The sequence below is a fragment of the Embleya sp. NPDC059237 genome (genome assembly GCF_042754105.1).
Lineage (GTDB): Bacteria > Actinomycetota > Actinomycetes > Streptomycetales > Streptomycetaceae > Embleya.
On sequence record NZ_JBHZAE010000003.1, the window covers coordinates 659,614 to 672,891 of the forward strand.

Consider the following 13,278-nt stretch of genomic DNA (forward strand, 5'->3'; position numbering starts at 1 on the left):
GGTGGGACCTGTTCCCGAGAAGGAGCGCGTGACATGCGGTGGTCGGACGCGACACGGCAGGACTCGACGCGTGGGCGGGCCATCCGGATGTCGTGGTCGTTGCTCTGGTTGTTCTTCCTGACCCCGGTGGTGCACGACCTGGCCACCGGGGGGTACGGGCCGGTGCGCCTGACGGTGGGCTCGATCGGGCTGCTCGTGGTGGTGGTCTGCTACGTCGCGCTGGTGTTCGGCGGGGTCGGCTGGTTCGGCCTGTTCGGTCGGGTGGAGGCGGTGCTGCGCCGGGCGCTCGACACCGAGCGGGCCCAGTCGGGGGCCTGTCTGCTGCTGTGGGCGGTCGCGGTCGGGCTGATCCTGACCTTCGACGACGCCTGGCTCGGCCTGATGGTCTACGTCGCGGTGTCGGTGGGGGCCGGGCTGCGCTTCCCGTGGTCGATGTGGGGGATCCTGGGTTGCGCGGCCTCCGGGCTCGGGCTCGGGGTGCTGCTCGGCGCTGCCGGCAACGACCTGCTGGTCCTGGCGTTCGTCACGGTGCTCACCGGTGGGGTGATGATCGGGGTGCGCCGACTCCTGGAGACCCTGGTCGAACTGCGCGAGGCCCGGGAGATCGTGGCCCGGCTCTCGGCCAACGAGGAACGCCTGCGGATGGCCCGCGACCTGCACGACGTGCTCGGCCACTCGTTGTCGCTGATCACCCTCAAGAGCGAACTCGCCGGCCGCTTCCTGCCCGAGCACGTGGACCGCGCGGCCGAACAGGTCGCCGACATCGAGCGGGTCGGCCGGCAGGCGCTGGTGGACGTGCGCGAGGCGGTGAGCGGCTACCGGCGGCCGACCTTCGCGGTCGAGCTGGCGGGCGCGCGGATCGCGGCGCGCGCGGTGGGCATCGAGCTGACCGTGGTGCCCGAGCAGTGGCCGCAGTGCCCGGACCCGGAGGCGGAGGCGGTGCTCGCCTGGGCGCTGCGCGAGGCGGTCACCAACACGATGCGGCACAGCGGCGCGCGGCGCTGCACGGTGCGCCTGGACACCGGCGCGATCTGGCGACTGGACATCCGCGACGACGGGCGCGGCGCGACGGGTGGTGAGGGCAACGGGCTGACCGGGCTGCGCGAGCGATTCGCCCTGGCCCACGGCACCATCGAGGTCGGCGGCGGGGAGCACGGGCGCGGGTTCGGGTTGACCGCTTCGGTCCCGGTGCTTCCCGGAAAGACCGCCGAGCGCCGGATTGCCCCCGGAGCACCGGAAGCGACCCGCTAACGTTCGGGCCGTGATCAACGTACTGCTCGCCGAGGACCAGGCCATGGTGCGCGAGGCGCTGGCCGCGCTGCTCGGCCTGGAGGAGGACATCCGGGTCGTCGCCCAGGTCGCGCGCGGGGACGAGGTGGTCGAGGCGGTGCGGGCGAGCGGGGCCGACGTGGCGCTGCTCGACATCGAGATGCCGGGACGCGACGGTCTGGCCGCCGCCGCCGAGTTGCGCCGCGCACTGCCCGGTTGCCGGATCGTCATCCTGACCACGTTCGGCCGCCCCGGCTATCTGCGCCGGGCGATGGAGGCGGGCGCGGACGCGTTCCTGGTCAAGGACGCACCCGCCGCGCAACTGGCCGACGCCGTACGCCGGGTGCTGCGCGGCGAGCGGGTGATCGACCCCACGCTCGCGGCCACCGCGCTCTCCGTCGGCGCCGACCCGCTGACCGAGCGCGAGCGCGACGTGCTGCGCGCGGCGTCGGGCGGCTCGACGGTGTCCGAGATCGCGACCCTGCTGCGCCTGTCCGAGGGCACCGTGCGCAACCACCTGTCCTCGTGCATCGGCAAGACGCACGCCCGCAACCGGGCGGACGCGGTGCGCATCGCGCACGACAACGGCTGGCTCTGACCGGCGCCGGTACGGGTGTCCGGATCGCGCGGTCGCCCCGGTGGCGTACGGGTCGCCGACGGAATGTGGGACCGTCATCCCCCGTTGTGGGACAACGGATCTTTCCCGCCGGCGCCCCGGGAGGATCGATGGGACCGGGGCCCGAAGGCCGGTAGAGTCCTCGTGCCCGGCGGCCCGAGTGCCGTCGGAGAGGATGTCGGAGGAATGGGCATGGGGTCGCACCGGGCAGGCGGTCCCGAACCGGGCACCCGTCGTCCCCGTCGGGAACGCATCCGCTGGGCCGTCGCGAGTGCCGTGCTCGCCGCGTTGCCGGCCGCCTTGGTGGTGGCGCTGTCCGGGGACTCGTCCGACGCCGATCACCTGCTCAGCGCCGACTACGTGCGCACCGGATCCTGGCCCAGCGGCTACAGCGGCCAGTACGTGCTGCGCAACGCCGGCTCCGACACGGTCGAGGGCTGGACCCTGCGCTTCGACCTGCCGGCGGGCACGCGGATCGCCACCGTATGGAACGGCCGGCTCGAACCGGCGGCCGGCCGCTACACCGTGCGCAACGAGAACTGGAACCGGGCGCTGCGGCCGGGTGAGAGCATCGTGGTCGGCTTCGAGGTCCGCCGGGACGGAGTCGGCGTCCCGACCGCGACCGAGCCGGTCCGCGCCGACGGGCCGACCGCCTGCACGATCAACGACAAGCCGTGCGGCGGGTCGGCCGGGCCCGGACCGGACGAGCGGACCGGCCCGCCCGGGTCGACGCCGGCCGCGAGCCCGTCCGCCGGCCTCGACCGGCATACCGGGACCCCGACCCCGACCGGCACCGGCCGGGGCGGCGCGACGACGTCGCCCCCCGCGGCCCCGCCGGTGACCGCGTCCCCGACCGATGCCACGCCGCGCTCGGGCACGATCGAACACCTCGCGCCCTACCTGGACATGACGCTCGACCCCACCCGGGCCGGATCGTCGGGCGTGCGCGACCGCACCCTCGCCTATGTCGTGGACGGCGGTGGTTGCCGGCCGATGTGGGGCGGGGTGACCCGCCTCGACGACCCCGCGACCACCGCCCGAATCGCCGCGCTGCGCGAGGCCGGCGGATCGATCAGGGTCGCCTTCGGCGGCGCCGGCGGCACCGACCTCGCGGTGTCCTGCGGCAGCCCGGAGGAGCTGGTGGCCGCCTATCGGCAGGTTTTGGACGCCACCGGGACCGACGCGATGGATCTGGACATCGAGGGCCGCGCGCTGGTCCGCCCCGATGTGGTGCAGCGGCGCAACGCGGCGCTGCGGTTGCTCCAGGAGGACGCGCGGCGGGCGGACCGGCGGGTGGACGTCGGCTACTCGCTGCCGGTGCATCCGCTCCAGGGCCTGGGCGACGAGGCCAAGGCGCTGCTGCGGGACGCCGCCGCGCGGCAGGTCGAGGTCTCCTACGTGAACATCAAGGCGATGAACTACGGCGCCGGGGTCGCGCCCCGGCCGCAGGGACGGATGGGCCGCTTCGCCGCCGACGCCGCGCACGCACTCCAGGCGCAGATCCGCGAGGTGTGGCCGCATCTGACCCAGGAACAGGCCTGGCGGCGGGTGTCGGTGACGGTGATGATCGGCCGCAACGACGTGCCGGGTGAGGTGTTCACCCTGGAGGACGCGCGCCGGTTCGCCGACTTCGCCCGGCAGAACCACCTGGGACGAGTCGCGTGGTGGTCCGCCGCGCGGGACCGACCGTGCGCCGACGGCACCGCGACCGAGACCGGCGCCGACCCCACGTGCAGCGGGATGGCCCAGGAGCCGGAGGCGTTCCTGCGCGTACTCGGCGGCTGAGCGCGGGCGGACCCGGGCGTGGCGCCGGCCACCGGCCCGGTGCGGTCGCACGGCACTCGGGGCGGGCCCCGCGCCGGGCGGGGTGTGGCCGATTTCGATGGGTCGGGTCGAGGGCCGGGTTGGTCGCCGCCGGGTGCCGGCGAACCGAAGAGGCAACCTTGTGGTTGTTCGATTCGAGTGCTTTCTCGATGCGGCGAGCGCGGCGAGGAGTCCCGCCGGACAGGGCCTAGTTCAGCCGGGCCCGGGCCGCCTTCGCCTCGGTGAGCATGCTCTCCGCGGCCTTGGGGTCGATGTGCTTGACCAGTTCGGCGTACTCCTCCAGCTGCCGCGCGCCCGCCGCGAATTGGCCGGTCCTGGCGAGCAGTGTGCCGCGCTCGTGGCGCAGCGCCGCCGGGTGGCGCGGCAGCAGCAGGGACAGCTCGACGGCCCACAGCCGGGTCCAGGCACCCTCGATCCCGCGCTCGGGCTGCGCCGCCCAGGCGCGGATGTTGTTCAACATCCGGAGCAGGATCGCGGTCGGCCGCGCCGGCTGCAGCAGCGTCGGATCGCCGGGCCGGCCACCCGCCTCCGCGGCCAGTCGGCGGGCCCGGGACACCGACAGCGGCACCCCGCCGTGGAACGGGTCGGCCAGCTCGAACTCGCCGTCGGGATCCCCGATCCCGACCACGAAATGTCCCGGCAACGCGACGCCGTATACCGGCAGCCCGGCCCGGCGGCCGACGTCGATCCACACCACCGACAGCAGGATCGGCAACCCGCGGCGGCGGCGCAGCACCTCATGCAGCAGCGACGAGCGCAGGTCGGCGTAGTCGGACTGGTGCCCGGAGAACCGGGCCCGCCCGCCGAGCACCCGCGCCAGCGCCGCGGCGGCCCCCGGCGGGTCGAAGCCGGGCCCCGCCTCGGCCCGCACCGCCGCCGCGAGCCGCTCCAACTCGGCGATTCCCACGGCCGGATCGAACGCCGGATCGACCTCGACGCCCATCAGCAGCGCGGCCTCGGCCAGATCCACCTCGTCGGCCCGCACGACCGCCGCGAACCGGTCGCGGGGATTCCCGGGAGCGCTCACGTGGCGGCCGGGGAGCGGCGGTAGTGGTAGCCGTGGTGGTCGGTGTAGCCGAGCGCGTCGTAGAGCTCGCGTGCCGCCCGGTTGTCCGACTCCACCTGGAGCCAGCCGGTGACCGCGCCGCCCGCGAGCGCCCGGTCGGTCAGCGCCTTGACGATCGCCCGCGCGTGGCCGCGTCTGCGGTGCGCCGGGTCCACCTCCAGGCCGGCGAAGCCCGCGTAGCGGCCGAGTACGCACACCCGGCCGATGGCGACCGGCCGGCCCGACTCCGGGTCGGACACGGTCGCGAACAGCGTCCCCGGGGGCCCCTGGAGCACGTGCCGCTCGGCGCCGCCGGCGTGTCGCGCGACCCGGTGGTAGAGCGAGACCCACCCGTCGGTGAGGGTGGTCCCGACCTCGACCCGGCCCGCGTCCACGTCGCGCAGCACGTCGGCCGCGCGCACCAGGCGCCCGGTGCGCATCAGTGCGTCGCCCTCGGCCGGCCACCCGGCGGCGTCGAGGAAACGGTCGAACGGGTCCTCGTGCGCGACCTGGAACAGCGTCGGCAGGTCGCGCGCCGAATACCAGGCATTCACTCGATCGAGTGCCTCCGGGAAGGGCATGTCGGGCTCGCCGAGGACCAGCACCGAGTTGGCCCGCCGGGTGAATCCGCCGGCCGCGCGCAGCAGCCACTCGCCGAAGGCGGCGACCTCGGGGGCGGGCCAGGACCGACTGGCCACGTCCTGCAGGCGGGCCGGGGTGAGCCGCCGTACGGGTGGCGGGACCACCTTGGCGGCGACGATGCTCGCTTCCGCCACCCGGGCGATACTGCCGTCCCTGCGGGTGATTGTCAGCACACCGTCGCGCCAGTCCACGAGGTCGCCCACGACGTCGGAATAGCTCGCCTCGGCGTCCTCGGGCGGCAGTTCGCGGCGCACCGACACGCGTCTGCCCACATCCCGCGGTGTGATCCTCTTCACCTGTCCGGCATCCCCGATCCGTGCTGACCTCGTCCGCCCACGTCTGCTGACATGTTCCCGGCCCACAGGTAAGGGCCACCTGCTAGGAGTAGGCCCCGGCCCACCGCGATACTAGTTGCGGGCACCGACGTTGCCGCGCTCCCGCGCACCCTGTACCGCCCGCATGAGGAGGAACCCGACGTGACCTACGTCATCGCGCAGCCCTGCGTCGACCTGAAGGACAAGGCATGCATCGAGGAGTGCCCCGTCGACTGCATCTACGAGGGTGAGCGTGCGCTGTACATCCACCCCGACGAATGCGTCGACTGTGGAGCCTGCGAGCCGGTCTGCCCGGTCGAGGCGATTTTCTACGAGGACGACACCCCGGAGCAGTGGAAGGACTACTACAAGGCGAACGTGGAGTTCTTCGACGACCTCGGCTCCCCGGGCGGCGCCTCGAAGATGGGTCTGATCGCCAAGGACCACCCGCTCATCGCCGCGTTGCCGCCGCAGGCGACCGGCGAGTAGAGCGTCGTGACCGCTTCGCACAACGGTGCGCGGCCGCTTCCCGACCCCGCCGACGCGCGGGGCCGGGAAGCACGTCGCGTCACCGACCTGCTCCCCGTTTTCCCCTGGGACCGGCTCGAGCCGTTCGGCGCGAGCGCGCGGGCCCATCCCGACGGCGTGGTCGACCTGTCGGTGGGCACCCCCGTCGACCCCACGCCGGAGCTGATCCGCGCCGCGCTGTGCGCCGCCGCCGACGCGCCGGGCTACCCGACCGTGTTCGGCAAGCCGGAGCTGCGCGAGTCGATCGCCGGGTGGTTGCGCCGCCGGCTCGGCGTCACCGGGGCGAGTGCGGACGCCGTGCTCCCGGTGATGGGTACGAAGGAACTGGTCGCGGCACTGCCCAACCAGCTCGGGCTCGGCCCGGGCGACATCGTCGCGCACCCGGCGCTGGCGTACCCCACCTACGATGTGGGCGCGCGGCTGGCCGGGGCCACCCCGCTGCCGGTGGTGGACGGCACCCTGCCCGATCCCGCCGGGGTGCGGATGATCTGGCTGAACTCGCCGGGCAACCCGCACGGTGCGGTGCGCACGCTCGAGGAGACCCGCGCGATCGTGGCGTGGGCCCGTGAGCACGACGTGCTGGTCGTCTCCGACGAGTGCTACATCGAGCTGTGCTGGGACACCCAGGCGGTGTCCGTACTGCACCCCGACGTCTGCGGCGACTCGCACCGGGGTCTGCTCGCGGTGCACTCGTTGTCCAAGCGCAGCAACCTGGCCGGCTACCGCGCCGGGTTCGTCACCGGCGACCCCGCGGTGATCCGCGAGCTGCTCGCGGTGCGCAAACACTCGGGACACATCGTGCCCGGCCCGGTACAGGCGGCGATGACCGTCGCCTTCGCCGACGACGAGCACGTGACCGCGCAGAAGGCGCGCTACGCGGCCCGGCGCGCGGCGCTGCGCGGCGCCCTGGAGTCGGCGGGCTTCCGGATCGAGCACTCGCAGGCGAGCCTGTACCTGTGGGCCACGCGCGACGAGGACTGCTGGGAGACCGTGGCCTGGTTCGCCGAGCGCGGCATCCTGGTCGCGCCGGGCGACTTCTACGGGCCGCTGGGCGATCGGCACGTGCGGCTCGCGTTCACCGCGACCGACGAGCGGATCGCGGCGGGCGTGAAGCGGCTGCACGAGGTCTGAGCGAGCGGTCGCGGACGCTCGGAGCCGAGGGCCGCGTTCGGGGACGGCGATAGGCTTCCGGCATGACCGTGAAGCTCGATCTGTCCCAGGACGCGGCATCGCTCACCGCGCAACTCGTCGACATCCCGTCGGTCAGCGGCGACGAGCGGGTGCTTGCCGACGCGGTGGAGGAGGCGCTGCGCGCCTTCCCGCACCTGACCGTGTACCGGGACGGCGACTCGGTCGTCGCCCGCACCGAACTCGGGCGCGCCGAGCGCATCCTGATCGCGGGTCACCTGGACACCGTGCCGATCGCGGACAACGTGCCGTCCCGGATCGAGGGTCCGCTGATGTACGGGTGCGGCACCTCCGACATGAAGAGCGGCGTCGCGGTGCAACTGCGACTCGCCGCGCACCTGCCCGAGCCCAATCGCGACGTGACCTACGTGTTCTACGACTGCGAGGAGGTCGAGGCCGCCCGCAACGGGCTGCTGCGGCTGGCGAACAACCACCCCGAGTGGCTGGTCGCCGACTTCGCGGTGCTGATGGAGCCCACCGGCGGCGCGGTCGAGGGCGGCTGCCAGGGCACGTTGCGGGTCAAGGTGACCACCACCGGCACCCGCGCCCACTCGGCCCGCTCGTGGCTGGGCGACAACGCGATCCACGCCGCGGCGCCGATCCTGGCCCGGTTGCAGGCGTACGAGGGCGCGCGGGTGGAGATCGACGGCCTCGAATACCGCGAGGGATTGAACGCGGTGAAGATCGAGGGCGGGGTCGCGGGCAACGTGATCCCGGACGTGTGCGCGGTGACGGTCAACTTCCGCTTCGCGCCCAATCGCAGTGTCGAGCAGGCGCTGGCGCACGTGTGCGACGTGTTCGCCGGGTACGACGTGGTGCTCACCGACGAGGCCGCCGGCGCCCTGCCCGGTCTGGACCGGCCCGCCGCGGCGGCGTTCGTGGCGGCGATCGGGACCCCGCCGCGGGCCAAGTTCGGCTGGACCGACGTCGCGCGCTTCTCCGCCCTCGGCATTCCGGCGGTGAACTACGGGCCGGGCGATCCGAACCTGGCGCACAAGCGGGACGAGCACGTGGAGATCGCGCTGATCGGGGCCGGCGAGGAGCGGCTGCGGCGCTGGCTGGGCTGACCCGGGCGGGCGGAAATGCGATCGGGCCCCGGCTCGGCGTGACAGGGTGGCCGGATGGACGCGCGATTCGCTCCGGAGGAGCCACCCGAGTTCGCCTCGCCCAGCGAGGTGGAGGAACAACATCCCGGCATGGGGCACCTCGGCACCGAGGCGTGGCGGGTGTTGCGGATCCAGACCGAGTTCGTGGACGGGTTCGGCATGCTCGCCGACCTCGGCCGCGCGGTCAGCGTGTTCGGCTCGGCCCGGACCAAACCGGGCTCGGCCGAGTACCGCATCGGCGAGCGGGTCGGGCGGGCCCTGGCGGAGGCCGGCTACGCGGTGATCACCGGCGGCGGCCCCGGCGCGATGGAGGCGGCCAACAAGGGCGCCCGGGACGCCGGCGGACAGTCGGTGGGCGTCGGCATCAAGCTGCCGTTCGAGTCCGGGCTGAACCCGTACGTGGACCGCGGCATCACCTTCCGCTACTTCTTCGCGCGCAAGACGATGTTCGTCAAGTACGCGCAGGGCTTCATCGTGCTGCCGGGCGGGATCGGCACGCTGGACGAGTTGTTCGAGGCGCTCACCCTGGTGCAGACCGGCAAGGTCACACACTTCCCGGTGGTGCTGATCGGCCGCGACTACTGGACCGGACTGGTCGACTGGGTGCGCGACGTGGTGATCGCCCAGGGCAAGGCGTCGCCCGCCGACCTGGACCTGATCCGGATCACCGACGACGTGGACGAGGCGGTGCGGATCATCCGCGACGCCGATCTGGAGTGCTCGAAACTGGAGGCCGAGGCACGCGCGGACAAGGCCGCCGCCGAAGGACGCGCCGCCGGCGGGGCGATTGCCACCTGACGGGCATGCGGGAGCCCCGTCGTGTTCACTCGGGCGACACCGACGGGCGAAAGCGTAGGGGCGTCCCGATATCTCCCGCCTGTCACAGGAGAAAACCAGATGTCGCTGTCCCGTAGGGGTTTCCTCGGTCGCACCGCCACCACCGGTGCCGGTGTCGCCCTCATCGGCAGCACCGGCATGCTGCTGGCGCCGAACGCCTCGGCCTCGTCCCGCCCCGGCGACCGCCGCCCGCCGGCCCAGGTCGGCTACGGCCCGCTGGTGGACGACCCCGCCGGGCGCCTGGCGCTGCCCAAGGGTTTCTCGTACCAGATAGTCACCGAGGCCGGTGTCACCAAGCTGGAGTCGGGCGAGGCCACCCCGAGCAACCACGACGGCACCGGCGCGTTCAAGCTGCGCGGCGGCGGCACGGTCCTGGTGAACAACCACGAGCTCGGCGGTTCGTTCAAGGACACCCCGCTGCCGGTGCCGCACCTCGCGGGCCTGGTCTACGACGAGGGCCTGCCCGGCGGTTGCACCGTGGTCGAGGTGAACCGTTACGGCAGGCGCATCCGCGAGTACGTCGGCGTGGCCGGCACCGCGACCAACTGCGCGGGCGGGGTGACCCCCTGGGACACCTGGCTGACCTGCGAGGAGACCGAGCAGCTGGCCGGTCAGGGCACCGCCACCAAGGACCACGGCTACGTCTTCGAGGTCGACCCGTACGACCGCCGCGCCAACCGCGACCCGAAGCCGATCAAGGCGCTCGGCCGGTTCGCCCACGAGGCGGTCGCGGTGGACCCGCGCCGCGGCCACCTGTACCTGACCGAGGACGCGAGCAACCCGAACGGACTGCTCTACCGCTGGGAGCCGCCGCGCCACTGGGACGGCGGGCGGGGCCGGCTGCGCAAGCTGGCCGACGACGCGGGCACCCTCGCGGCGATGCGCTGCGTGGACGCGAGCGGCAAGCACGTGGACGACCTCTCGCGGGCGACCGAGGTGGGTACCACCTACGCGGTGAACTGGGTGACCGTGCCGGAGCGCGACGCGCGCACCACCTCGATCCGCAAGCAGTTCCAGAACACCGACATCACCCGCGGTCGCAAGATCGAGGGCATCTGGTGGGGCGACGGCGGCGCGTACGTGGTCACCAGCTTCGCCCGCAAGGAGAGCCCGGGCACCCCGCACGACGGGCAGATCTGGTTCTACGACCCGCGCCGCGGGCGGCTGACCCTGAAGCTGCGCTTCGGCGTCAACACCACGCCGGACGTGGACGGTCCGTTCGACGGCCCGGACAACATCAGCGTGTCGCCGCACGGCGGCGTGATCATCGCCGAGGACGGCGAGGGCGTGCAGCACCTGCTCGGCGCGACCGACGACGGCAAGACCTACCCGGTCGCCCGCAACGACGTGGACGGCGACAGCGAGTTCACCGGCCCGGTCTTCTCCGAGGACGGCCGCACGCTGTTCGCGAACGTGCAGACCCCGGGCACCATGTACGCCATCCAGGGTCCCTGGAAGCGCTGCTGAGGCACCGAGTCGGCGGCCGTCGCCGTCGTCGAAGCCCACTTTTCGGCGCCCGCGCCCACCTTCGCGGTGGGGGCGGGCGCCGAAAGGCGTTCTCCGGGAAGCGCGCTGGGGGCGGGGTCTTCGATCGGGGGCTCGAAGACCCGCCCCGGGCCCGTCAGGCCAGGGCGCGACGGGCCACGGCGGGCTGCCGGGTGCCGTGGATCGAGGACACCATGTCGAGCACCTCGCGGGTCTGCGCCACCTGGTGCGCGCGGTACACCCGGGCCCCGAGCCACGCGCTGACCGCGGTGGTGGCCAGGGTGCCGAGCAGCCGCTCGTTCACCGGCTTGTCCAGCGTCTCGCCGACGAAGTCCTTGTTGGACAGCGAGACCAGGACCGGCCACCCGGTGTCGACCATCTCGCCGAGCCGGCGGGTGGCCTCCAACGAGTGCCGGGTGTTCTTGCCGAAGTCGTGCCCCGGGTCGATCAGGATCGCGTCCCGACGCACGCCGAGCCGCGCGGCGCGCTCGGCCAAGCCCACCGTGACGTCCAGGATGTCGGCCATCACGTCGACGTAGCCGATCCGGTGCGGCCGGGTGCGCGGCTGCGCCCGGCCGGCGTGCGTGCACACGATGCCCGCGTCGAATTTCGCGGCCACCTCGGCCAGCTTGGGATCCACCCCGCCCCACGCGTCATTGAGCAGGTCGGCGCCCGCGTCGCAGACCGCCTCGGCGACCTCGTGGCGCCACGTGTCCACGCTGATCACCACGTCGGGGTGGCGGCGGCGCACCTCGGCCACGAAGGACACCGTCCGGCGGATCTCCTCCGTGACGTCCACCTCGGCCCCCGGACCGGCCTTCACGCCCCCGATGTCCACGATTCCCGCGCCCTCGTCGATCGCGCGGGCGACCGCGTCCAGGGCCGGCCGATCGTCGAACGTCGCGCCCTTGTCGAAAAACGAGTCCGGTGTCCGATTGATGATCGCCATGATCACCAACTCGTCCCCCTCGAACTCCCGTCGTCCCAGCCTCAGCGTCGTCACCCCGTCGACCTCCGCCCACACCCTGCACGTGCCACCTGACCCCCTGATCGTGGCACGATCGTCCCGTGCGACGAGCCGGGGGCTTCCCGAAACGGCCCGGAGCCGACACCGTTCCAGCGCCTGCACCACCGTCGAAGGGGAGCCGTCCGTGTTCTGGATCCAGCTTGTCGTGGTGATCGGGGTGGTCCTCGTCATCGCCGCGGTCGTGCTCGGGGCGGGTGGCTCCCTTCCCGACGCCTACCGCGAACAGCCCGAGCTGCGGATGCCCGGCGACCGCCCGCTCACGAGCGCCGACGTCGACCACATCCGCTTCCCGGTGGTCTTCCGGGGCTACCGGATGAGCGAGGTGGACCTGGTCCTGGATCGGCTCACCGGCGAACTCGCGGCGCGCGACGCGCGCATCCTGGAGTTGGAGTACAGGATCGCCGGCACCACGCCGGTCGGTGTCGCCTCGGCGATGCCGGGCGTGGCCGCCGCCGGGGCGAGCGCGTTCGGCGCGAGCGGGCACGCCCCCTCCCCACGCGGCTCGGGCACCACGCTGTCGCTGGAGAAGCCGGAGCGGGCCGAGGCCGCGGGCTCGACGCCGGTCGACACCGAGGCCGCCGAACCGGGGGTCGAACCGGCCGCCGACGCGGACGAGACGCCGGGGTCGAACGTGGACGCGTCGGCTGGGGAGGCGGCGCCCGAGGCCGTTGTGGACGAGGCGAAGGACGAGGCCGAGGACGTGCCGAAGGGCGACGAGACGAAGGGCGATGAGGCGATCAAGGGCGACGAGGCGAAGGGCGAGCCGAAGTCATGACCGCCGCCACCGCCCCCGTCGTCGGTGGTCCGGTTCCGGGGCCGGACGGACTGCTGCGCTGCCCGTGGGGTGCCACCGGTCCCGAGGACTACCGGGAGTACCACGACACCGAATGGGGCGTCGCGGTGCACGGTGACGACCGGCTGTTCGAGCGGCTGTGTCTGGAGGCGTTCCAGTCCGGTCTGTCGTGGTTGACCATCCTGCGTCGGCGCGAGGGTTTCCGGGCCGCCTTCGCCGACTTCTCCATCGCGCGGGTGGCGGCCTTCGACGACACGGACCGCGCGCGGCTGCTCGCCGACGAGGGCATCATCCGCAATCGGGCCAAGATCGACGCCGCGATCGCCAATGCACACGCGGCACAGGCCCTCCAGGGCGGCCTGGACGCCCTCGTGTGGTCCTTCGCACCTTCCGGCCGCCGGAAGGCCCCCGAGGCCCTCTCGGACGTCCCGGCGGTCACCGACGAGTCCACCGCCCTGGCCAAGGAACTCAAGCGCAAGGGTTTTCGCTTCGTCGGCCCGACCACGGCCTACGCGATGATGCAGGCCTGCGGCCTGGTCAACGACCACCTCAGGACCTGCATCTCCCGCTGACCCGTGCCCACCCCGGCGGGCCGCGTGCGCCC

Annotated in this window: 13 protein-coding genes; 10 read left to right on the forward strand and 3 right to left on the reverse strand. The window is 73.2% G+C overall.

What is annotated here, in order from left to right; genetic code table 11:
* The first annotated feature begins 33 nt into the window (after window positions 1-33).
* From ACFXKZ_RS13570 to ACFXKZ_RS13580, 3 genes are all read left to right on the forward strand, one after another.
* Window positions 34-1,251: a sensor histidine kinase gene (locus ACFXKZ_RS13570; RefSeq protein ID WP_379999752.1), complete on the forward strand. Its 1,218-nt coding sequence runs from the start codon at window positions 34-36 to the stop codon at window positions 1,249-1,251.
* A gap of 10 nt (window positions 1,252-1,261) precedes the next feature.
* Window positions 1,262-1,867, forward strand: coding sequence for a response regulator (locus ACFXKZ_RS13575; RefSeq protein ID WP_379999754.1), 606 nt, complete (start codon window positions 1,262-1,264; stop codon window positions 1,865-1,867).
* A 210-nt stretch (window positions 1,868-2,077) separates the two neighbouring features.
* On the forward strand, window positions 2,078-3,670 hold the full coding sequence (locus ACFXKZ_RS13580; protein ID WP_379999756.1) for a cellulose binding domain-containing protein: 1,593 nt from the start codon (window positions 2,078-2,080) through the stop codon (window positions 3,668-3,670).
* Window positions 3,671-3,896: 226 nt separating this feature from the next.
* Here ACFXKZ_RS13580 and ACFXKZ_RS13585 read toward each other — a convergent pair whose 3' ends face one another.
* Entirely contained in the window at window positions 3,897-4,736 is an 840-nt protein-coding gene (locus ACFXKZ_RS13585) for a SirB1 family protein (RefSeq protein WP_379999758.1), read from the reverse strand.
* Window positions 4,733-5,668: a GNAT family N-acetyltransferase gene (locus ACFXKZ_RS13590; RefSeq protein WP_379999760.1), complete on the reverse strand. Its 936-nt coding sequence runs from the start codon at window positions 5,666-5,668 to the stop codon at window positions 4,733-4,735. The genes ACFXKZ_RS13585 and ACFXKZ_RS13590 overlap by 4 nt, the downstream gene beginning before the upstream one ends.
* A gap of 204 nt (window positions 5,669-5,872) precedes the next feature.
* On the opposite strand from ACFXKZ_RS13590, the gene fdxA reads away from it, so the two are divergent.
* From fdxA to ACFXKZ_RS13615, 5 genes are all read left to right on the forward strand, one after another.
* A complete protein-coding gene (gene fdxA, locus ACFXKZ_RS13595; RefSeq protein ID WP_020556628.1) occupies window positions 5,873-6,199 on the forward strand; it encodes a ferredoxin in 327 nt (108 codons plus the stop codon).
* A gap of 87 nt (window positions 6,200-6,286) precedes the next feature.
* Complete coding sequence (gene dapC, locus ACFXKZ_RS13600; RefSeq protein WP_380000030.1) at window positions 6,287-7,369, forward strand: succinyldiaminopimelate transaminase; 1,083 nt, start codon at window positions 6,287-6,289, stop codon at window positions 7,367-7,369.
* 62 nt (window positions 7,370-7,431) lie between these two features.
* Window positions 7,432-8,493, forward strand: coding sequence for a succinyl-diaminopimelate desuccinylase (gene dapE, locus ACFXKZ_RS13605; protein WP_379999762.1), 1,062 nt, complete (start codon window positions 7,432-7,434; stop codon window positions 8,491-8,493).
* A 54-nt stretch (window positions 8,494-8,547) separates the two neighbouring features.
* Complete coding sequence (locus ACFXKZ_RS13610) at window positions 8,548-9,330, forward strand: TIGR00730 family Rossman fold protein (RefSeq protein ID WP_379999764.1); 783 nt, start codon at window positions 8,548-8,550, stop codon at window positions 9,328-9,330.
* A 99-nt stretch (window positions 9,331-9,429) separates the two neighbouring features.
* The gene (locus ACFXKZ_RS13615) at window positions 9,430-10,836 is read left to right on the forward strand and encodes an alkaline phosphatase PhoX (RefSeq protein WP_379999767.1); all 1,407 of its coding nucleotides are present in this window, start codon (window positions 9,430-9,432) and stop codon (window positions 10,834-10,836) included.
* Window positions 10,837-10,990: 154 nt separating this feature from the next.
* Here ACFXKZ_RS13615 and folP read toward each other — a convergent pair whose 3' ends face one another.
* A complete protein-coding gene (folP, locus tag ACFXKZ_RS13620) occupies window positions 10,991-11,803 on the reverse strand; it encodes a dihydropteroate synthase (protein ID WP_380000032.1) in 813 nt (270 codons plus the stop codon).
* Window positions 11,804-12,005: 202 nt separating this feature from the next.
* On the opposite strand from folP, the gene ACFXKZ_RS13625 reads away from it, so the two are divergent.
* Both ACFXKZ_RS13625 and ACFXKZ_RS13630 read left to right on the forward strand, forming a co-directional pair.
* The gene (locus tag ACFXKZ_RS13625; RefSeq protein ID WP_379999769.1) at window positions 12,006-12,656 is read left to right on the forward strand and encodes a DivIVA domain-containing protein; all 651 of its coding nucleotides are present in this window, start codon (window positions 12,006-12,008) and stop codon (window positions 12,654-12,656) included.
* Complete coding sequence (locus tag ACFXKZ_RS13630) at window positions 12,653-13,246, forward strand: DNA-3-methyladenine glycosylase I (RefSeq protein WP_379999771.1); 594 nt, start codon at window positions 12,653-12,655, stop codon at window positions 13,244-13,246. Before ACFXKZ_RS13625 ends, ACFXKZ_RS13630 begins: the two co-directional genes overlap by 4 nt.
* The last annotated feature ends 32 nt before the right edge of the window (window positions 13,247-13,278 follow it).